The organism is Nonomuraea sp. NPDC003201 (assembly GCF_053590415.1).
Genome location: NZ_JBSFTC010000138.1, coordinates 1 through 18,513 on the forward strand (window position 1 = coordinate 1; position 18,513 = coordinate 18,513).

General features: G+C 69.8%; 20 protein-coding genes and 2 pseudogenes. 16 read left to right on the forward strand and 6 right to left on the reverse strand.

Features of this window, described 5'->3' with window-relative positions:
- Positions 1-354 (reverse strand): dihydrodipicolinate synthase family protein (locus ACWDX9_RS35650; protein ID WP_449961915.1); only part of this gene is annotated, 354 nt, incomplete at its 3' end.
- Between the two features lie 184 nt (positions 355-538).
- Here ACWDX9_RS35650 and ACWDX9_RS35655 point away from each other — a divergent pair.
- Together ACWDX9_RS35655 and ACWDX9_RS35660 are read left to right on the forward strand one after the other, a co-directional pair.
- A complete protein-coding gene (locus ACWDX9_RS35655) occupies positions 539-1,225 on the forward strand; it encodes a FadR/GntR family transcriptional regulator (RefSeq protein ID WP_449961918.1) in 687 nt (228 codons plus the stop codon).
- Positions 1,226-1,418: 193 nt separating this feature from the next.
- The gene (locus tag ACWDX9_RS35660; RefSeq protein WP_449961921.1) at positions 1,419-2,972 is read left to right on the forward strand and encodes a sulfatase family protein; all 1,554 of its coding nucleotides are present in this window, start codon (positions 1,419-1,421) and stop codon (positions 2,970-2,972) included.
- 57 nt (positions 2,973-3,029) lie between these two features.
- Here ACWDX9_RS35660 and ACWDX9_RS35665 read toward each other — a convergent pair whose 3' ends face one another.
- On the reverse strand, positions 3,030-3,803 hold the full coding sequence (locus ACWDX9_RS35665; RefSeq protein ID WP_449961924.1) for a hypothetical protein: 774 nt from the start codon (positions 3,801-3,803) through the stop codon (positions 3,030-3,032).
- Positions 3,804-4,027: 224 nt separating this feature from the next.
- Between ACWDX9_RS35665 and ACWDX9_RS35670 the strand changes: the two genes are divergently transcribed.
- The 3 genes and pseudogenes from ACWDX9_RS35670 to ACWDX9_RS35680 all read left to right on the forward strand — a co-directional run.
- Positions 4,028-4,363 carry an ArsR/SmtB family transcription factor gene (locus tag ACWDX9_RS35670; protein WP_449961927.1) on the forward strand — a complete coding sequence of 112 codons (336 nt, stop codon included), beginning with the start codon at positions 4,028-4,030 and terminating at the stop codon, positions 4,361-4,363.
- A gap of 12 nt (positions 4,364-4,375) precedes the next feature.
- Positions 4,376-4,939: pseudogene (locus ACWDX9_RS35675) on the forward strand (methyltransferase domain-containing protein); the annotation flags it as partial.
- A gap of 183 nt (positions 4,940-5,122) precedes the next feature.
- Positions 5,123-5,599: pseudogene (locus ACWDX9_RS35680) on the forward strand (N-acetyltransferase family protein); the annotation flags it as partial.
- A gap of 218 nt (positions 5,600-5,817) precedes the next feature.
- On the opposite strand, the gene ACWDX9_RS35685 reads toward ACWDX9_RS35680, so the two are convergent.
- Positions 5,818-6,261 carry a cation transporting ATPase C-terminal domain-containing protein gene (locus ACWDX9_RS35685; RefSeq protein ID WP_449961930.1) on the reverse strand — a complete coding sequence of 148 codons (444 nt, stop codon included), beginning with the start codon at positions 6,259-6,261 and terminating at the stop codon, positions 5,818-5,820.
- Positions 6,262-6,576: 315 nt separating this feature from the next.
- Here ACWDX9_RS35685 and ACWDX9_RS35690 point away from each other — a divergent pair, with 315 nt between their 5' ends.
- From ACWDX9_RS35690 to ACWDX9_RS35715, 6 genes are all read left to right on the forward strand, one after another.
- Positions 6,577-6,963: an anti-sigma factor antagonist gene (locus ACWDX9_RS35690; RefSeq protein ID WP_449961933.1), complete on the forward strand. Its 387-nt coding sequence runs from the start codon at positions 6,577-6,579 to the stop codon at positions 6,961-6,963.
- Positions 6,964-7,330: 367 nt separating this feature from the next.
- Positions 7,331-8,722: an RtcB family protein gene (locus ACWDX9_RS35695; RefSeq protein WP_449961936.1), complete on the forward strand. Its 1,392-nt coding sequence runs from the start codon at positions 7,331-7,333 to the stop codon at positions 8,720-8,722.
- 3 nt (positions 8,723-8,725) lie between these two features.
- A complete protein-coding gene (locus ACWDX9_RS35700) occupies positions 8,726-9,127 on the forward strand; it encodes an archease (protein WP_449961939.1) in 402 nt (133 codons plus the stop codon).
- 90 nt (positions 9,128-9,217) lie between these two features.
- Complete coding sequence (locus ACWDX9_RS35705; RefSeq protein ID WP_449961941.1) at positions 9,218-9,412, forward strand: DUF1918 domain-containing protein; 195 nt, start codon at positions 9,218-9,220, stop codon at positions 9,410-9,412.
- A 120-nt stretch (positions 9,413-9,532) separates the two neighbouring features.
- Positions 9,533-9,967, forward strand: coding sequence for a CBS domain-containing protein (locus tag ACWDX9_RS35710; RefSeq protein WP_449961944.1), 435 nt, complete (start codon positions 9,533-9,535; stop codon positions 9,965-9,967).
- A 290-nt stretch (positions 9,968-10,257) separates the two neighbouring features.
- A complete protein-coding gene (locus ACWDX9_RS35715) occupies positions 10,258-10,701 on the forward strand; it encodes a DUF2267 domain-containing protein (RefSeq protein ID WP_449961947.1) in 444 nt (147 codons plus the stop codon).
- Between the two features lie 607 nt (positions 10,702-11,308).
- On the opposite strand, the gene ACWDX9_RS35720 is transcribed toward ACWDX9_RS35715, so the two are convergent.
- Positions 11,309-11,926: an Rv1733c family protein gene (locus ACWDX9_RS35720; RefSeq protein WP_449961950.1), complete on the reverse strand. Its 618-nt coding sequence runs from the start codon at positions 11,924-11,926 to the stop codon at positions 11,309-11,311.
- Positions 11,927-12,159: 233 nt separating this feature from the next.
- Here ACWDX9_RS35720 and ACWDX9_RS35725 point away from each other — a divergent pair, with 233 nt between their 5' ends.
- The gene (locus ACWDX9_RS35725; protein ID WP_449961953.1) at positions 12,160-13,011 is read left to right on the forward strand and encodes a universal stress protein; all 852 of its coding nucleotides are present in this window, start codon (positions 12,160-12,162) and stop codon (positions 13,009-13,011) included.
- A 279-nt stretch (positions 13,012-13,290) separates the two neighbouring features.
- Here the strand turns inward: ACWDX9_RS35725 and ACWDX9_RS35730 are convergent, their stop codons facing one another.
- Together ACWDX9_RS35730 and ACWDX9_RS35735 are read right to left on the reverse strand one after the other, a co-directional pair.
- A complete protein-coding gene (locus tag ACWDX9_RS35730; RefSeq protein WP_449961956.1) occupies positions 13,291-13,947 on the reverse strand; it encodes a glycosyltransferase family 2 protein in 657 nt (218 codons plus the stop codon).
- On the reverse strand, positions 13,944-14,924 hold the full coding sequence (locus ACWDX9_RS35735; RefSeq protein WP_449961959.1) for an NAD-dependent epimerase/dehydratase family protein: 981 nt from the start codon (positions 14,922-14,924) through the stop codon (positions 13,944-13,946). The genes ACWDX9_RS35730 and ACWDX9_RS35735 overlap by 4 nt, the downstream gene beginning before the upstream one ends.
- Before the next feature lie 143 nt (positions 14,925-15,067).
- Between ACWDX9_RS35735 and ACWDX9_RS35740 the strand changes: the two genes are divergently transcribed.
- The 4 genes from ACWDX9_RS35740 (at position 15,068) to ACWDX9_RS35755 (ending at position 18,512) form a co-directional block, all read left to right on the forward strand.
- Positions 15,068-16,399: a glycosyltransferase 87 family protein gene (locus tag ACWDX9_RS35740; protein WP_449961962.1), complete on the forward strand. Its 1,332-nt coding sequence runs from the start codon at positions 15,068-15,070 to the stop codon at positions 16,397-16,399.
- 29 nt (positions 16,400-16,428) lie between these two features.
- Positions 16,429-17,055 (forward strand): TIGR04282 family arsenosugar biosynthesis glycosyltransferase, encoded by a 627-nt coding sequence (locus ACWDX9_RS35745; protein WP_449961965.1) that lies wholly within the window; start codon positions 16,429-16,431, stop codon positions 17,053-17,055.
- Positions 17,052-17,663: a class I SAM-dependent methyltransferase gene (locus ACWDX9_RS35750; protein WP_364256373.1), complete on the forward strand. Its 612-nt coding sequence runs from the start codon at positions 17,052-17,054 to the stop codon at positions 17,661-17,663. The genes ACWDX9_RS35745 and ACWDX9_RS35750 overlap by 4 nt, the downstream gene beginning before the upstream one ends.
- Positions 17,664-17,789: 126 nt before the next feature.
- Positions 17,790-18,512 (forward strand): flavodoxin family protein, encoded by a 723-nt coding sequence (locus tag ACWDX9_RS35755; RefSeq protein ID WP_449961968.1) that lies wholly within the window; start codon positions 17,790-17,792, stop codon positions 18,510-18,512.
- Position 18,513: the final 1 nt, after the last annotated feature.

Genomic DNA, 18,513 nt, shown 5'->3' on the forward strand with positions numbered 1-18,513 from the left:
GCCGGAGGGGTGGCGCTCAACTGCGTGGCCAACACCCGGCTGCTGGCCGAGGGGCCGTTCGAGGCTCCGGGCCAGGCAGGTCTGCGCGCTCATGTGGCCGGCGCCGATCTGGAACGGGAGCCCGTGCCGTTCGCACCGCTCGGCCGTCAGCGCGTTGACGCGGTCGTACTCATCCTCCCCGAGCGCGTGGAACTCGCCCGCGGTGCCGTGCGCGTACAGGCCGTCAAGCCCCGCGGCGACGAGCACGTCCAGCGCCGCCTCAAGGCGGGTCCAGTCGATCGACTCGTCGTCCCGGATGGGCAGCAGGACCGTGCCCCAGGTGCCGCCGAGCGACCCCGGCGTCAACGTCTCCACAGGGCCCCGCCATCCGTTCGGTACACGTAGAACATCCTATGTCCCCGAATGAGCGCGCGAACAGGCCATGTCCGCCCGGGGGGTCATCTGTGTCGTCGGCGTAAACTTTCCTCTACCGGGCTGGCCTTCCGGGACCAAGAGGCGGGATGTTTGACGCAAGGCCTTCGACGAGCCTGGGGGTGGCATGCGTACACGTGACGATGCGTCACTTCAGGAGCGTATCGTCGCCCTGATTCACGAGCGCGGACTGGTCCCCGGGTCACCGATGCCGACCGAAGTGCAGTTGATGGAGCTGCTCGGGGCGAGCCGCAACAGCGTCCGCGAGGCCGTGCGGGCCCTGCAGGCGTTGGGCATCGTCGAGATCCGGCACGGACATGGGACGTTCGTCGGGCACGCGTCGCTCGACGCGCTGACTCCGTCGTTCGCCTTCCGGGTGCGTTCGGGGCCGGGTGGGATCCGCGCGCTGCACGATCTGGTCGAGGTCCGCGAGCTGCTCGAGACCGGGCTGATCGGCCAGGTGGCTCAGAGCACCAGCGCTCCCCGGCTCGCCGCGTTGGAGGCCCTGGCCAATGGCATGGATCGGGACCGGGAAGCCGATCGGGCGTTCCACGCGCTGCTGTACGACTCGTGCGGCAACGAACTGGTGCTGCAGCTGATCGGCCTGTTCTGGGACGTCTACCACGAGGTCGAGCCGACGCTCGGCCCGCCGGAGGAGCGGACCGCCGAGATCGCGGTCAACCACCGCCGGATCGTGGCGGCGCTTCGCGCCCGGGACGCCGAGGCCGCACGGGAGGCGATGCGGCTGCACTTCCGCGACGTCAAGGCGCGCATCGAGCGGGCGGAGGCCCGGGCCGTACCCGCGCAGACCTGACCCCGGTCACACCCGTCCGACGGCAGTGAGGCTGGCCGTGACGCGCATGCGGCGCGCTTTGCCAGGAAGCCTTCAGGATCAATCGGTTGATCGCCGTATTGAGCGCTATTAGCCTGCGTTCCACCTTCATCGTCGGACAATTGTAAAGAAGGCGGTCATGGCGATAACCCGACATATCCGCAGAGCTTTAGCGGTGGCCACCGCGCTTGTCCTCGGCCTGAGCCTGGTTTCGCAAGCGAGCGCGGGGACGGTCGCGGTCGCCAAGCCCCAGCGGCCGAACATCATCTTCTTCCTCGTCGACGACATGTCCGCCGACCTGCTCGCGTACATGGACACCGTGCGCGGCCTGGCCGACGACGGCACGACGTTCAGCAACTACTACGTGTCCAACTCGCTGTGCTGCCCGTCACGCGCCTCGATGTTCACCGGCCAGTTCCCGCACAATACCGGCGTGGCCACGAACAAGAACTCCGATCGCGGTGGCTACAAGGCGTTCGCACCGCACGAGTCCAGGACCTACGCCGTCTCGCTGGAACAGGCCGGATACCGCACCGGCTACCTCGGCAAGTACATCAACGAGTATCCGGTGGACGCCGACTACCACGTCCCGCCCGGCTGGGACGAGTGGCATGTGGCGGCCGGCGGCGGTTACAGCGAGTTCAAGTACCAGCTCACCCGCTACGTCAAGGGGGAGGCTCCCGGTCTGGACACCTCCGACGGCACTTACCTGGTGGACGAGCTCGCCAAGCGGGCCACGGACTTCATCGAGCGCTCACGCGAGCGCGCCCCGGACCGGCCGTTCTTCCTCCAGGTCTCGCCGTTCGCGCCGCACTCCAGGATCGGCGCCAAGCCGGGCGACAAGGAGCCGCGCTTCCCACCCGCGCGCCGCGACCGGCCCAAGACCCAGTTCCCGGCCGGGGAGTTCCCGCACGGCGACTGCGGCGGGCCCGATTGCAACGACATCGACGTGAGCACGTTGCCGGCGTTCGATGAGGACACCGCCGACAAGCCCTCGTGGGTACGCCGCGCTCCGCTCGCCCCCGCGCTGGTCAAGGAGCTGCGCAAGGACTTCCGCGACCGGATCCGCATGGTGCAGTCGGTGGACGACATGGTGGCGCGTGTCCTTTCCACGCTGACGGACGCCGAGAAGCGCAACACGTATGTGGTGTTCACCAGCGACAACGGGTTCCATCTCGGCCAGCACCGCCTCGTACGCGGCAAGTCCACCGCCTACGACCACGACGTCCGGGTGCCGCTGCTGGTCAAACGGCCTACGGCGGGACGGCATGGCGACCTGGTGAGCGGCGCCATCGCCCAGAACGTCGACCTGTTCGCGACCTTCCTCGACATGGCCGGGATCGGCGCGGCCACCCGTGACGGCCGTGACGGACGCAGCCTGCTGCCGCTCATCCAGGGCCACAAGGTGAAGGACTGGCGGAAGACGGCGCTGATCGAGCACGTCAAGCCCAACCCGGCCGCGCCGGGCGAGCCGGACCCCGATGCCGAGCCGCTCCAGGCGGGGAACGCACAGCCGCCCAGCTACGCGGCGGTGCGCACTGCCGGAGAGCTGTACGTGGAGTACGAGGGCGAGGCGGAGCCCGAGTACTACGACACGGTGGCGGATCCGAACCAGGAGTCCAACGACCCCGGCAACGCCAGGACGTCCGACCTCGCCAAGGTCCTCGACGCCATGGTGGGATGTGGGAAGCCTGGCGCGCCGGACTGCTGGACCGCGGCCCGACTCTGACTCACCCCGGTCAGACGCTCGGAGACCACAGGAGCCTTGCCAGACGTGCAAGCCAGGTCAGTCGTCCTCGCCCGCCAGGATCCGCCGTACCTCCTCGGCCATGTAGGGGGCGTCGTCCGGCCAGGAAGCCGCAACGCGTTCCAGGAGTTCGCGGTGGGCGTCCAGACGGTCGCCGTCGGCCAGACCGACGGCGGCCTGTACCTGGATCTCCACCTCGGGCCGGTGGAGAGCCCGCAGAAGGTGCGCCGTGGCCTCAGGATCCTGGCAGCCCTCGAGAGCCGAGAGCATCCGGACGCGCAGCCGGAGCGGACGGTCGGCGTCGTCGATGTAAGCGGCGACCAGCGCGAGGAGGCGCAGGTGAGGAGGGCCTTCGGTGTGGAAGAAAGCGGCGCCCGCGGCGTCGGCCGCCGCCTCGACGACCGCGGGGTTCGTCGTCTGCTCCAGAGCGTCCGCGATCAGGTCGCAGTCCTGTTGCTCGGCGACGTTCATCATCGCGTTGAGGGCGCTGGCGTGGTTCGCGCCCGCGCCGGTCTCCGGGCTCATGTCGGCGGACGAGGGCGGCTGCCGAAGGAGCTCACGAGCGGCCTTCAGCACCTCGGCCTGATGTGCCCCGTACAACGGGGCTCCCCCGAATCGGCTGAGCGCGCTGGACCGCCGGTACACGTCCAGCGCGATCCCGACCGCGGCCTGGTCGCCGCTCCGCAGGAGAGTGAGGAACGGGCTGATCGGCCCCGACCAGGTTTCCGCGACGTCGGCCTGAAGGGCCTCGCAGGCGGACATCAGCCGCTCGTCGGAGAAGCGCGGGTGCGTCCAGTAGTAAGAGCCGTACATGCGAACGGATCTTGCCACGGCGCACTCGATTTCGACTGCTCCGGCCTGGCCGAATACGCCTAAGCCAGGGCCGGAGCCCGAATCGGCGGACACATGAAATGGCCGCGTGCCGGTCGGGAGCATTCACTCCTGGAATTGCTCGATTCCGGAAGTGGGGTATGCCCTCCAGCGTGATTGCCTGAGGGCTTCCGCTCCCCCCATCTATCGATTATCGTCGATTGACGATGAACGAGGAGAAGGGGCCTCTGCCGCGCGCGGAGGCCGAGGAGTACGCGAGCTGGTTCAAGGCCCTGGCCGACGCGACGCGGATCCAGATCGTGTCGCTGCTGGCTCGCCGGCGCGCGCCGATGAGCGTGGGCGAGATCGTGACCGCATCCGGGGTGGGGCAGTCCACCGTCTCGCACCATTTGAAGATCCTGGCCGAGGTCCGCTTCGTGCTGGTCGACAAGCAAGGCACCTCCAGCCTGTACCGGATCAACGAGAACTGTGTGAGCTGTTTCCCGACCGCCGCCGACGTGGTCATGGGCAAGCCCGTTCCGGACGCGCCCACCTGCGAGTGAAGGAGTGCCGTCATGTCGTCTGACGAGATCATCGACCACTACTCCGCTCTGGCCCGGGCCGCCTCCGCCGGCCGGACGGTCGCCGACTGCGGCCAGGACGCCTTCGATCAGGGCTGTTTCGGCACTGCCGGCTACGACGACACCAGCGGCCTGCCGGACGGCGCGGTGCGGGCCAGCCTGGGCTGCGGTAACCCCGTCGCCGTGGCCGAGCTGCGCGCTGGAGAGACCGTCTTGGATCTGGGCTCGGGCGGCGGCATCGACGTGCTGCTCTCGGCGCGCCGAGTCGGCCCGCGAGGCAAGGCGTACGGGCTGGACGCCAGCTCCGACATGCTGGCGTTGGCCCGTCGCAATGCCGTGCAGGCGGGCGTGACCAACGCCGAGTTCCTGAAGGGCAGCATCGAATGTGTGCCGCTGTCCGATCGGTCAGTGGACGTGGTCATCTCCAATTGCGTGATCAACCTCTCCGATGACAAAGCCGCCGTTCTGGCCGAGGCGTTCCGCGTGCTGCGGCCGGGCGGCCGGTTCGGTGTCAGCGATGTCGTGGTCGAGGGTGACGTCGATCAGGCCCGTCGTCTGGCTGCCGAGCAGCGGATCGGCTGCGTGGCCGGGGCGCTGCCGGTAGGCGAGTACCGCGCTTTGCTCGCGGCGGCTGGGTTCGTCGGCGTACGCATCACGCTGACCGCCGGCCACGGCGACGGCGTGCACTCGGCGATCGTCCAGGCGGCCAAACCCGCCGCCGGGCCAGGACTGGAGATCCGGCCGATGTGTGAGGCCGATGCCGAGCAGGTGCTGGCCATCTACCAGGCCGGCCTGGACACGGGGCAGGCCGGCTTCGAGACCGTGGCGCCGAGCTGGGAAGGCTTCAACGCCGCCAGGCTTGAGCAACTGCGTTATGTGGCCGTCGATACCGAGACGGGCCAGTTGGCCGGCTGGGTGGCGGCCTCCCGGGTTTCGGCCAGGCCCGTCTACACCGGCGTGGTCGAGCACAGCATCTACGTCCACCCTGGCTGCCAGGCGCAAGGGATCGGCCGCTCCCTGCTGCAGACGCTCGTCGCGGCCGCCGAGGACGCGGGCGTCTGGACCATCCAGTCCGGGGTCTTTCCCGAGAATGCCGCCAGCCTCGCACTCCATCAGGCGCTTGGTTTCCGGGAGGTGGGAGTGCGCGAGCGCATCGGATGCCACCACGGCGTCTGGCGCGACGTGGTCTTCATCGAACGTCGCAGCCCGGCTCTCTAGGCCGCCATCACCGCGGGAAGGGGCACGCACGACGGCCGGCACGCTGGATCACGCTCGCGGGTATGGCCACGGCCAGCGGCCACACCGGGCCGGTCGAGAAGCGCAGCGCTCCGGTCACCATCAGGATCAGCCGCCCGCCGCGACGCCACCGCCACCGCCACCGGCCTGACCCCGCGCTTCATCGAAGGCGACGTCACCCGCCTGCCCGAGCTGGTCGATCACCGTGATGTGATCAATGGGTGGGTGGGCCGTTGGGGGCGGGGCGGGTGCAGGATCCGGTCGAGGCGGACGGCGGCGTAGCCGAGGACCGACAGTGCGCCGACGATGAGCAGGTCGCCAAGGCCCAGCGGTTGGGTGCCGAGCAACTCTTGGAGCGGTGGGAGGTACAGCCCGGCGAGTTGCAGGACGAGCGCACCGGCGACGGCGAGCAGCAGCATCGGATTGGCCAGCGTGCCCGGCCGGGTACGGGAGCCGAGCGCGACACCGAGCTGGGTGGCGCCGAGGGCGAAGAAGGCCATGCTCTGCCAGGGGCGGCCGGTCTGGTGGGCCCAGACGGCCACTCCGAGCGTGACGGCGGTCAGGACGACGGCGATGCGGATCAGGCGCTGCCACAGTCCCGCGCCCAGGATGCTCTGACTGGGCGGCCGCGGTGGGGTGGCCATGGATCCGGGGATGGCCCCTGAGCCGGTTCGTCACCGCACCGTGCCCTCGGCGGTAGGCGGACATCCGGCAGGCGGCCCGAGCCACCTCGAAGGCCACGGGCATGCCACCTCTGGGCAGCCCGAGGACGACCACGTTCTCATCGGTGACGAGTCCAGCCAGCCGTTCGGCCAGACGAACGCCCGCATCATGTATCAAGCCTTTACGCCTCCCCCAACCCCCCGGCCGCCCCTTGGTGACGGCTTTGCGGCAAGCGTGGCGGACCGGAGAAGGAAGCTCATCCGGCCTTTATCCGCGGAAGTTCTATCGTGGAGAGTATGGGTGAGATCACCCTTAGGCGGCAGTACCTGGCAGGGGTCACCATCATCGTGGTCAGCGGGGAGCTCGACCTGGCGACTGCCGATGAGCTGGAGGAGTTCGTACGCCGAGTCCACCGGGCCGGCGATGAAGTCGTCATGGACCTGGCCGGCACCTCCTTCATGGACTGCACCGGGTTGAACGCGTTGCTGCGCCTACGGCAGGAGATCAGCCGTGATGGCGGCGCCCTTCGGCTGGTGGGTCTACAGCGTGAGCCCGTTCGTGTCCTGCGGCTCAGCGGAATGGACCGGTGGTTGCCGACGCACGACAGCCTTGAGCAGGCGCTCGCCGCGGCCACTGGGCGCAGGCACCGGGGCACGCCAGGTGGCCTCATCGGCAGCACCTGACGGCCCTCACGTCGCGGTGGTGCCACGGCCCTCCAGAAACCTCAGCCGCACTTTCCGGTGGCGTGCCGGCAAAAGCGGCTCTACCGATGTCGGCGTCCCGGCCCTGGCCAAAGGCTGAACGGTCCTGCCCCGGCTCGCGCGAGAAGGAGTGGGGGCGTCAGGGCGCCGCCCAGCCTCGATGATGGGCCCACACCGAGCCGTCCGCGCCGACCAGATCAGGCCGAACGGGCCGGGGATAAAGGTCTTTCGCCCCTGAGGGGATCAGCCGGCGGGAGGGAGGATGGACATTGCCCGCGAGGCGGGCGAGGGAGTCACTCGCTCCGCGGGCCTGACAGTTTGTGTCTTGACACCCTCATGAGGAGCCCGGATGGAGCTCGTCAAGGAGACCTCCCATCGATTCCGCATCGACAGGCATGGGGCCATGCGAGTGCCCGGGATCGTGTTCACCTCCCGCGCACTGCTGCCCGAAGACGAGGCACTCCAGCAGGTGATCAACGTGGCCACCCTGCCGGAGATCGTCGGCGCCTCGTACGGGATGCCCGATCTCCACTGGGGGTACGGCTTCCCGATCGGCGGCGTGGCGGCCACCGACGTGGCAGCGGGTGGTGTCGTCTCGCCTGGTGGGGTCGGGTTCGACATCTCCTGCGGGGTGCGACTGCTGGCCGCGGACGTGGACAGTGAAGGGCTGCGCCGCGACCGGCTGATGGATCTCCTCGACGTCACGATCCCGCGGGGCCCGAGCAGGGACGCGGTCTGGCAGTCGCCCGGCCGTGCCCGGCTCGAGAACATCCTGTACGGCGGCGCCCGCTACGCCGTCGAGCAGGGCCACGGCGTCCCCCGCGATCTGGAGCGTTGCGAGGACCGCGGAGCGGTCGCCGACGCCGATGCCTCTCACGTGAGCACGCGGGCCATGGAACGCGGCCAGGGTCAGGTGGGCAGCCTGGGCTCGGGCAACCACTTCCTGGAAGTGCAGGCGGTCGACCAGGTCTACGACGAGAAGGCGGCAGCCGCCTTCGGGCTGCGCGCCGGCCAGGTGTGCGTGATGATCCACTGCGGATCGCGCGGGCTCGGGCACCAGATATGCACCGACCACGTCCGCGCGATGGAGGTGGCCATGCCCCGATATGGCATCCAGGTTCCGGATCGGCAGCTCGCCTGCGCACCGGTCGGCTCGCCCCAGGGCCGGGCGTACCTGGGGGCGATGGCCGCTGCCGCCAACTATGGCCGGGCCAACCGTCAGCTGCTCGGCCAGGCGGTGAGGCGCGCGTTCGCCGAGGTCACAGGCGCGGAACTGGAGTTGGTGTACGACGTCTCGCACAATCTCGCCAAGATCGAGAAGCACGACGGCAGGCTGCTGTGCGTGCACCGCAAGGGCGCCACCCTCGCCCTGCCGCCCGGCCATCCAGATCTGCCGGCCGACCTGGCGGCCGTCGGGCAGCCGGTGCTGATACCCGGGACCATGGGAACGGCGTCGTACGTGCTGGTCGGCGTCTCCGGCGGCGAGGCGTTCCATTCCACCTGCCACGGCGCGGGCCGTACCCAGAGCCGCCACCGGGCGGCGCGCTCCATCAGCGGCCGTGAACTGCGCGACCGGCTGGAGGCCCGCGGCATCGCCGTGCGTGGCTCCACCTGGCGCGGCCTGGCCGAGGAGACCCCGGCCGCGTACAAGGACGTCGACGAGGTGGTGACCGCCGCCGAGTGCGCGGGATTGTGCCGCAAGGTGGCCAGGCTGGTGCCGTTGGGCGTGGTCAAGGGGTGAGAGATGACCCGCGGGCATCGTACGCTGCCGCACACGGCCGACACCCGCATCCAGGCCTGGGCGCCGACGGTCATGGAGTGCATCGCCGAGGCGGTCCTCGCCATGAGCGACAGCTTCCTGGACACGGCAGGTGGGGTCGCGTGCGCCGAGCAGCGCGTGCGCCTCGCGCCGGGCCGCCCGGAAGACCGGCTCGTCGCCGCGCTCGATGAGGTGATCTACAGGATGGACACCACCGGTCAGGTGCCCATCCGCGCCACGCCGGAGGAGGACGGGCTGCTGCTGGCGACGGCAGAGGTCGAGACGATGGCGCAGACCGGGGCGGTTCCCAAGGCGGTCACCCTGCACCGGCTGGCTTTCGAGCAGCGCGGGGACCAATGGATGTGCACGGTCACCCTTGACGTGTGACCGCCGGCCGGCGCTCGGGTCCTGCCTCCGGAGTCGGCATGCCGAATGCGGGAAGAGCGTCCCTTGAGGGGAGAGGACCAACGGAGGTGCATGATGAAGGCTGTCGTTGGAGACAAGCTGGTCATCGAGGGCCGTCACGAGAGTGATCCGCGCCGGATCGGCGTCATCACCGTGGTGGAGCACACGGACGGCTCGCCGCCCTACATGGTGCACTGGTTCGACTCAGAGCACGACACCCTGGTGTTCCCAGGGCCCGATGCGAGGGTCGAGCACGTGAACGCATGAGGCATCCCAGAGAGTTCGTCGAACGATTTTTACATCTTCCGGCGGCACGCCTGCCCATGCTCGGACCAGCACGGGTAGGGGCAGAAGAGAGCGCTTCGTACCCTGTTCGGGAGGCGAGCGATGGATATAGGCGAAACCGGAGTGAAAGCCCGGGACGTGATGCACGAGGGGGTCCAGTGCATCGGCGAACACGAGAGTTTGCGCGTCGCCTCGCAGATGATGTGCGATCTCGGCGTCGGCGCGCTGCCCATCTGCGGGGACGACGACCGGCTCAAGGGCATCATCACTGACCGGGACATCGTGGTCCAGTGCTGCGCCCACGGCGGGGACATCGACCAGACCACCGCCGGGGAGCTGGCTCGGGGGCTGGTATGGGTGGATGCCGATGCCAGCCTCGAGGAGGCGCTGTTCAAGATGGAGCAGAACCACGTCAAGCGCCTGCCCGTGATCGAAAGTCACCGCCTTGCCGGCATCATCAGCGAGGCCGATCTCGCGAAAGAACTGCCCGACAACAAGCTTGCCGAGTTCGTTCATCGCGTTTACGCACTCGACTGACACGCGGGCCTGATACTCCGCTGCCAGCGGGGGGCCTCGGTGGCGGCGGAACCAGGCGCTTGCCACGATCGAGGCCGCGGCGGGCGTCTCGATCGTGCCGGGATCCATCAGGTCCTGGTCAACCGACACCGTTGCCCGGCCGCCTACGCCGCCGATGCGGCTTGGGGTGTGCTCGGCGGCCTCGCCACTGGCCGATGCCATCGGACGGCTCCATCGCGATGAGTCGCTGGACGACCTACTTGCCCGGAACTGAAGGTTCTGTGGCGGCGGGCATGCACAGGGAGGGAACAATGCCGCACACACGAGTACAGAGCATCGAGCACACTGTCCAGACCACCAACCGATGGCTGGGCGATCTGGCTGACGCGATCGGCACCGAGGACCGGAACTTGGCCCAGCGGGTGTTGAGGGGCTGGCTGCACGCGGTCAGGGACGGTTTGACCGTGGACAGCGCGGCCCACTTGGCCGCGCAACTGCCCGATCTGCTCCGTGGGGTGTATTACAACGGCTGGGAGCCCAGCCGCGTACCGATCCGCCGGAGCCGGGAGGAGTTCATCGAGTACTTCGCACGCTCGGCCCGCGTCGCGCTCAGGGATGTGCCCCAGTTCGCTGCCACTGTCACGGAATTCCTGTGCGGGGAGATCTCTGAGGCGTCGGTTACGCATGTGCTCGAACGGCTCCCTCGGGACGTGCGTACCGTGTTGCTACCCGCCGGGACGGCCGGGGGAGGTTGATCGCTTGTCCGAGCCGATCATCGTAGGGGTGGACGGTTCCCGAGAGGCCGCCGCTCTGACGGCCGGGTCCCACGACCACCTCCACGTGAGCGCCGAACTGCTCAACGGGGACCATGTTGCGCGCGCAGGCCGGGGAGGGCGCGGCCATCACGTGTCCGAGCCGGCTGAACACGTTCGGAGTTCCCGGGCTGCACACGACGAAGACCTGCGAGGCGCTCTCCCTTCGCCGGTATGGTCCGGATCAGGTGGCTAGGGGTCGCCGGTCAGTCTTTCGGCTTTCCGACCTCTCAGCCCTTCCATTGATCCTCCTTCGAGGCTCTCAGGTTGGACTCCCTCGCTCGTCTCACAGGCCTAAAACCAACCTCCCGCCGTCCGGTTCGTCTCGCCAGGGACGGAAGTCCTTCTCTTTGAGGACCAATGGCCCTGGCTCCGCGGCCCAAGCCCGGGCCGGCCGGGAACGCTTCAGGGAGGGTAAGGCACCCGCCGATCCGGGCATCGGTCGGCCATGCCCTCGTCCAGTACGACAAGGGCCCGCTGGTCGTGATCGCCGTGGCGGACAAAACCTGATCTTCGGCTCTCGCTGTACGCCGTGTGAGATGTAACGAGGCTACCCGTCAGGTTTGCGGCGGCGCCACCGCGCGCATGCCTCCGCCCAAGAGGCGTCCCACGCCGCGTACCGCCCTCTGTCGAGCAACCCTCTGAAAGCCCGGAAGGCCAACGACAGTGCAGCCGCTGATCCCACGACGACCAGGAAGGCCGCGACCATGGCGCCCGTCAGTGTTTCCGCGTGGCTCGTCGGAGGAGTGGTCAACTCGCCGTGACCGTCGATCCATACCTTTACGGACGTACCCGCTCTGGTGCCCGCGGGCACGGCCACCTCGCCCGTCATCCAGTGACCGGAGGGAGCCATCCACCGCGCGGGAGCGTGTGATCCCGGCTCCGCGCCATCCTCGCCGCCTCCGGCAGGAAGGGTGTACGGCGCATCCCGGGCCAGAGTCGCCGTCACCGACTGGCGGATGCCCTGGCCGGCTCGCTCGGCCTGCAGGCCTCTCTCATAGACCGACCGCCCCACGACGACGGCCGGCCAGACGCTGAACAGCAGCAGAATCAACGTGACGGCCACACCTGCCGCTTCCAGCCGATCGGAGCGACGACGCAGCGGATTCCGTCCCAGCCAGTACCGGCGCACTCGAAGCATCACCCACTGACTCGCGCGCCTCATCATGTACCTCCCCTATTCTTCAGCCTCCGGCGGAGGCAACGGTTGACGACAGGGGCATATGACCCGAACTCAGGGGGCCCTTGGACCTCCTGTTCACAACGGAGATCTGGCCTCAGCTCACCGAAGGCGGACGACTCCGGATGAACGGCCAGCCTTGAGGCTCTTTGCCGTGGTTTTGCCACGCTTCGGGCAGAGGGCCCGTACGACGTCCTCAACGGCTAGCGAAAGGCGCAACCATGAACGACGTCATCGTCGTGGGGACTGACGACTCGCCGGGCGCCGACACCGCCATCGCTTGGGCTGCTGCCGATGCCACGCGCAAAAGACTACGGCTTGAGCTCGTACATGTGATCGAACACGGCTCCTACGAACTTCCCCGTTTCCCGATCCCTGGCCTGCTGGATGGCCTCAGGGAGGCCGCCGAGGCCATGCTGGAGAAGAAGGCCCAGGCTGTCATGGCCCGCTGGCCCGGCATCGAGGTCGCCACCAAGGTGAAGATCGGATCGCCGGTGGCCGAGCTGCGGGCGCAGGCGGAGCCGGCCGCCGAACTGGTGGTCGGCTCGCGCGGCCGGAGTAGATTCGCCAGCGCGTTGCTCGGCTCGGTGAGCCTGCGATTGGCGGGCCACGCCCACGGCACGATCGTCGTCGTACGCTCGGTCGCGGCTGACCATGGTCGGGTCGTGGTAGGTCTGGACGAGACCGACTCCTCAGAGCCCGCCCTGGCCCACGCCTTCAACGAGGCGTCCCTGCGCGGAGTGCCGCTGCACGTCCTCTACGCCTACTCCGTCCCCATTCACGCGGTCTCGCTCGACTGGGACCGGCTACAACAAGCCCAGTACGACTTCGTCCACGATCGGCTCACCCCTTGGCGGGCCGAACACCCCGAGGTCGACGCGATCGCGGATATCACCTCTGTGCATCCGGTCGCGGCGCTCACCGAGGCGTCCAAAGACGCGGACCTGCTCGTGGTGGGCAATCGCGGGCGTGGGATAGCGATGCTCGGCTCCGTCAGCCACGGCGTGCTGCACCACGCTCACTGCCCGGTCGCCGTGGTCCGCCGCCGGAGTGACGATCAACCTGGCCGCTGACCCCTCTTTTGTCGGGTGGTTCGCCGACGCCGGCCGTAGGCAGGGCGTCGGGGCGGCGTCCCAGACGGTCACCCGCTGGTCCCGATCAACCCTCGGCCGCCATGATTCGTGCGGCCTCCGCGGCGATCGCGTGCTCCAACCCGGCGGGGCTCGTAGGCGGTCCCCCCGAAGCCGATGTCGGATGCTGCTGTCCTTACCGATTACGCCGCCTTCTACGCTTCGAAGCGGTACATATCGCGTCGCGCCTCGCCGGTGTGCAGGGCCGCCGAGCGACCTGGCTCATCCCAGTTCGGCCATGACACGCCGCATGTCGGCGACGGCCCGCAGCGTGCCGCGTACGGTTCCGGTCACCTTGGAGTGCCCTGCTCGGGGAAGGTAGTCCACGTCCACCTCGGCGATCCGCCAACCGGCCGCGACGGCCCGCAGAACCATCTCCAGCGGGTAGCCGAACCGGCGGTCGGTCAGCGCGAGTTCCAGGAGCCGGCCGCGCCGGGCCGCCCGCATCGGCCCGAGGTCGTGGAGCATCACCCCGGCGCGGCGGCGCAGGGTGCGCGCCAGCACGGCGTTGCCCAGCCGGGCGTGCCAGGGCCAGGCGCCCGCGGCTCGTGGACGGCGGGCGCCGAGGACCAGGTCGGCCTCACCGCCGATGACGGGCGCGGCCACGGTGGGAAGCCGGCGGGGGTCGAGCGAGGCGTCGGCGTCCATGAAGCAGACGACGTCGGCGGTCGCGGCCAGCAGTCCGGCGTGGCAGGCGGCGCCGAAGCCGCGCCGGGGCTCGTGGACGACGTGGGCGCCGAGCTCGCGGGCGATCTCGGCGGAGCGGTCGGTGGAGCCGTTGTCGACCACGACCGGGCGGTAACCGTCCGGCATGCGCCCGAGCACCCAGCCGAGCGCGGCCTCCTCGTTCAGGCAGGGCAGGATCACGTCGACCGTCATGACCACGCGAACTCCTTCATGCCGTCCTCGAAGCCGATCTCGGCGCGGAACCCGAGCTCGAGCCCGGCACGTTCGGGAGAGGCGACGACGTGGCGGACGTCCCCCAGCCGGTAGGCGCCGGTGACCTGCGGCTCCGGCCCGCCCCGCGCGGCGGCCAGCGCGACCGCCATCTCGCCCACGGTGTGCGGGGTGCCGCTGGCGATGTTGTACGCCGTCAGCTCACCAGGCCGTGAGGACGCCAGGACGGCCGCCAGGTTCGCGCGGGCGACGTCACGCACGTGCACGAAGTCGCGAAGCTGGCGGCCGTCCTCGAACACCTTCGGCGGCCGCCCCGCCTCCAGCTCGGAACGGAAGATCGCGGCCACTCCCGCGTAGGGGGTGTCGCGGGGCATGCGCGGCCCGTAGACGTTGTGATACCTGAGCGCCACGGCACTCCCGCCGGTCTCCCTGGCCCAGTTGGCGGCCAGGTGCTCCTGTGCGAGCTTGCTGGTGGCGTACGCGTTGCGCGGATCGGGCGAGGCATCCTCCCCGACGGCGGCCCAGCGCACCGCGCGGCCGCATCGAGGGCAGAGCGGGTCGAACCGGCCCTGCTCCAGGTCCCGTACGGCACGCGGGCCCGGCCGGACCCGGCCGTGCTCGGCGCACGCGTAGCGACCCTCGCCGTAGATCACCATCGAGGAGGCGAGCACCAGCCGTCCGACCTGGTGCCGCGCCATCGCCGCCAGCAGCATGGCCGTGCCGTACACGTTGACCGAGGCGTAGTCCGGCAGGTCGGAGACGTCCACCCCCAGGCCGACCTTGGCCGCCTGGTGCGCCACCAGGTCCACGCCCGGCAGCAGCCGGTCCAGCGCGGCGGCGTCGCGCACGTCGGTGCCGGTCCGCAGGTCGAGGCCGACGACCTCGTGTCCCGTGCCCTCCAGGGCCTCGGCCACGTGGCCGCCGATGAAACCGGCGGAGCCGGTCAGCATCACTCTCACCCGGCCGACGCTAACGCGCCCCGCGATCGTGCTGAAGGCACGTTCGCACTCCGTAAGAACCTCGGCCGGCGAGTTCTTACGAAGCCCGTACGGTCGCGGCCACGGCGGCCATGAGCCCGGTTCCGGGTGCGACGCTGCCCGGTGTGAACCGTCAGATGCTGTTCTTGGGCGGGGTGCTCCTGGCACTGGCCGCCGTCGTGGTCAAGATGGTGACCGGGCCGCCCGAACTGGGCTGGTACGTGCTGGCGTGGGCGCTGTTCGCCGCAGCCGGGTGGCGGGCGCGGCGGGTGCCGGAGAGGCGGCTGACCGCCCTGGTCGTGGCGGGCGGCGTCGCGTTGACCGCGATCGGGCTGGTGGCGCCGCCGAGCAGCAGCACCGACTCCTTCCGGTACGCCTGGGACGGCCGCGTGCAGGCGGCGGGCATCTCGCCGTACGACCATCCGCCGGCCGATCCAGCCCTCGCCCCGCTGCGCGACGACTGGCTGTTCCCGCCGGAGTGCACGACCCCCGAGCTCTGGCCGCTTCCTGATGGCGGCTGCACCCGGATCAACCGCCCCACGGTGCCCACGATCTACCCGCCGATCGCGCAGGGCTACTTCCTGCTGGTCCACTGGGTCTCACCGGACGGCGTCCGGCACAAGGTCCTCCAGCTGGGAGGCTGGGTGATGGCCGTCCTGGTGCTCCTCGCGCTGTGCCGCCGGGCGGGCGCCCGTTCGGCCGCGTACTGGGCATGGTGCCCCGCCGTACCCGTCGAGGCCGTGAACAACGCGCACGTCGACATGCTCGGTGTGCTGCTGGTCGTACTCGCCTTCTGCACCGTGCGCGCTCGCGGCGCGCTGCTGGGAGCGGCCGTGGCGGCCAAGCTGCTGCCCGCCACGGCTCTGCCCGGCGCGTTGTCGGGAGCGCTGGCGAACGGAGTGGCGTGGCAGCGCGTCTTCCGGCTCGTCGTGCCCGCCGCGCTCGTCGTGGGCCTGTCGTACCTCCCCTACGTGCTGGCCACGCAGGGGCCGGTGGTGGGCTTTTTGCCGGGTTACCTCCAGGAGGAGCGGTACGAAGCGCCCGCCGGCGGGAACCGCTACCTGGTGCTGCGGCTGGTGATGCCCGACTCATGGGCTCCCTACGCCGCGATCCTGATACTCGCCCTGGTCGCCATCCACGTGCTGCGCCGCGGTGACCCGGAACGGCCCTGGCGCGGGGCGCTGGTGGTCACCGGCTCGCTCCTGCTGCTGTTCACCCCGGGGTACTCCTGGTACGCACTCCTGGTCGTCGCGCTGGCCGCCATGGACGGCCGGTGGGAGTGGCTGGGCGTGGCCCTGGCGGGCGCGGTCGCGTACGTCGCCGGCCCGGCGGCGCACCCCGGGCCGGCGATGGCCTGCTATGCCGCGGCCACGCTGGCGGTGCTGATCGGCTGGGCCGTACGCCGCTCCCGCGCCGCCCCGGTCGAGCAGCCGCTGTCAGCAACTCGTAAGGATTGAGCACACCGCGCCGCCCTACTGTCGATCACATGGTCCAGATCATGATCATCGCCAAGGAGCCGGTGGCCGGGAGGGTCAAGACCCGGCTGACCCCGCCGTACAGTCCGGAGCAGGCCGCGGCCCTGGCCGAGGCCTCGCTCCGCGACAGCCTCCTCGCCGTCTCCGCGACGCCCGCCGGCCAGCGGGTGCTCGCCCTCGACGGGCTTCCGGGCAGCTGGCTGCCCCCGGGATTCGCGGTGATCCCGCAGCGCGGCTCGGGACTGGACGAGCGGCTGGCGGCGGCTTTCACGGACGCCTACCGGCTCCAGCCGGAACCCGTCGTCCTGATCGGCATGGACACCCCGCAGGTGACACCCGCTCTGCTCGGAGAGGCGGTGGACGCCCTGGAATGCCACGACGCCGTGTTCGGCCCGGCCGCGGACGGCGGCTTCTGGCTGCTCGGCCTGCGCGAACCGGACCCTTCTCTGCTCCACGGGGTGCCCATGTCGCACCCGGAAACCGGCAAACTCCAACTCGACCGGCTGGACCGAGCCGGGCTCACCGTCCACCTGCTGCCCGAGCTGACCGACGTCGACACGGCGGCGGACGCCGTCGCGGTGGCCGCGCAGGCACCCCATTCCTCCTTCGCCAACACGCTGAGGGAGCTGGGCCGGTGATCGGGCAGCTCTACGCCGACGCGCTCGCCGGAGCCACTGCCGAGATCGAGTACGTCGACGGCACTCGCGTCGTGCTGGAGACCGCCCGCTGGTTCGAGCCGGTCGACGGCGACGAGGCGCTCCTGAGCAGGTGCACCAGCCCGACCTTGGACATCGGCTCCGGTCCCGGCCGTCTGACGGTCGCGCTGGCCCGCCGCGGCGTTCAGTCGCTCGGCATCGACATCACCCCTCGCGCCGTCGCCCTTACCCGCAAGGCGGGAGGCTTCGCCATGCTCCGGAACGTCTTCGACGAGGTCCCGGGGAGCGGTCAGTGGGCGACGGCGCTGCTCGCCGACGGCAACATCGGCATCGGCGGCCACCCCGAGGTGCTGCTGCGGCGGGTCAGGCAGCTGGTCCGGCCAGGCGGCCAGGTCCTGGTCGAGCTCGCACCGCCCGCGACGAGAAGCCGCGTCGACCGGGTACGCCTGCGCCGTGGCCCGCACGTCGGTGACTGGTTCGGGTGGGCGACCGTGTCGGTGAGCGACATCCAGCGCGTCGCAGGCGCCGGTGGCTTCCCGATCGTGGACTGCTGGACGACTCACAGCCGCTGGATGGCCCGTCTGAGCTGAACGGCGCAGACGCCCATCGCCTCGTCCCGTAGCTGCCGCAACGCGGCGAGCCTGCTGGCCGAAGAGCAGGTACGGCCCGAAACTGCCCACGGAGGCACCTGGACCGCATCGAAGGGAACCGTCACGATGACAGTCAACGGAGCGCCTGCCCGGTATGACGATCTGCGGGCGCTGTTCATCAACTGCACCCTCAAGAAGAGCCCCGAGCGCAGCCACACCCAGGGCCTGATCGATCTCAGCGCACACATCATGGACACGCAGGGTGTGAGCGTCGAGCAGTTGCGGGCGATCGACCACGACATCGCCACCGGCGTATGGCCGGACATGACCGAGCACGGCTGGGAGAGCGACGAGTGGCCCGCCATCTACCAGCGGGTGCTCGCCGCCGACATCCTGGTCATCGCCGGGCCGATCTGGCTGGGCGACAACAGTTCGGTGACCAAGAAGATCATCGAACGGCTGTACGCCTGCTCCAGCCTGCTCAACCAGGCCGGCCAGTACGCCTATTACGGGCGGGTGGGCGGCTGCCTGATCACGGGCAACGAGGACGGCGTCAAGCACTGCGCCATGAACGTGCTCTACAGCCTGCAGCATCTGGGCTACACCATCCCGCCGCAGGCCGATGCCGGCTGGGTGGGCGCGGCCGGACCCGGACCGTCCTACCTCGACCCGGGCTCGGGTGGGCCGGACAACGACTTCACCAACCGCAACACCACCTTCATGACCTGGAACCTGCTGCACCTGGCACGCATGCTCAAGGACGCCGGCGGCATCCCGGCCCACGGCAACCAGCGCTCGGAATGGGACGCCGGATGCCGCTTCGACTTCGACAACCCCGAGCACCGATAGA

What these genes read in the sequence shown, in the direction of transcription:
- ACWDX9_RS35655 (WP_449961918.1), top strand. Translation starts at nt 539, where the DNA reads ATGCGTACACGTGACGATGCGTCACTTCAGGAGCGTATCGTCGCCCTG.
- ACWDX9_RS35665 (WP_449961924.1), bottom strand. Translation starts at nt 3,803, where the DNA reads ATGTACGGCTCTTACTACTGGACGCACCCGCGCTTCTCCGACGAGCGG.
- ACWDX9_RS35670 (WP_449961927.1), top strand. Translation starts at nt 4,028, where the DNA reads ATGAACGAGGAGAAGGGGCCTCTGCCGCGCGCGGAGGCCGAGGAGTAC.
- ACWDX9_RS35685 (WP_449961930.1), bottom strand. Translation starts at nt 6,261, where the DNA reads ATGGCCACCCCACCGCGGCCGCCCAGTCAGAGCATCCTGGGCGCGGGA.
- ACWDX9_RS35690 (WP_449961933.1), top strand. Translation starts at nt 6,577, where the DNA reads ATGGGTGAGATCACCCTTAGGCGGCAGTACCTGGCAGGGGTCACCATC.
- ACWDX9_RS35695 (WP_449961936.1), top strand. Translation starts at nt 7,331, where the DNA reads ATGGAGCTCGTCAAGGAGACCTCCCATCGATTCCGCATCGACAGGCAT.
- ACWDX9_RS35700 (WP_449961939.1), top strand. Translation starts at nt 8,726, where the DNA reads ATGACCCGCGGGCATCGTACGCTGCCGCACACGGCCGACACCCGCATC.
- ACWDX9_RS35705 (WP_449961941.1), top strand. Translation starts at nt 9,218, where the DNA reads ATGATGAAGGCTGTCGTTGGAGACAAGCTGGTCATCGAGGGCCGTCAC.
- ACWDX9_RS35710 (WP_449961944.1), top strand. Translation starts at nt 9,533, where the DNA reads ATGGATATAGGCGAAACCGGAGTGAAAGCCCGGGACGTGATGCACGAG.
- ACWDX9_RS35715 (WP_449961947.1), top strand. Translation starts at nt 10,258, where the DNA reads ATGCCGCACACACGAGTACAGAGCATCGAGCACACTGTCCAGACCACC.
- ACWDX9_RS35720 (WP_449961950.1), bottom strand. Translation starts at nt 11,926, where the DNA reads ATGATGAGGCGCGCGAGTCAGTGGGTGATGCTTCGAGTGCGCCGGTAC.
- ACWDX9_RS35725 (WP_449961953.1), top strand. Translation starts at nt 12,160, where the DNA reads ATGAACGACGTCATCGTCGTGGGGACTGACGACTCGCCGGGCGCCGAC.
- ACWDX9_RS35730 (WP_449961956.1), bottom strand. Translation starts at nt 13,947, where the DNA reads ATGACGGTCGACGTGATCCTGCCCTGCCTGAACGAGGAGGCCGCGCTC.
- ACWDX9_RS35745 (WP_449961965.1), top strand. Translation starts at nt 16,429, where the DNA reads ATGGTCCAGATCATGATCATCGCCAAGGAGCCGGTGGCCGGGAGGGTC.
- ACWDX9_RS35755 (WP_449961968.1), top strand. Translation starts at nt 17,790, where the DNA reads ATGACAGTCAACGGAGCGCCTGCCCGGTATGACGATCTGCGGGCGCTG.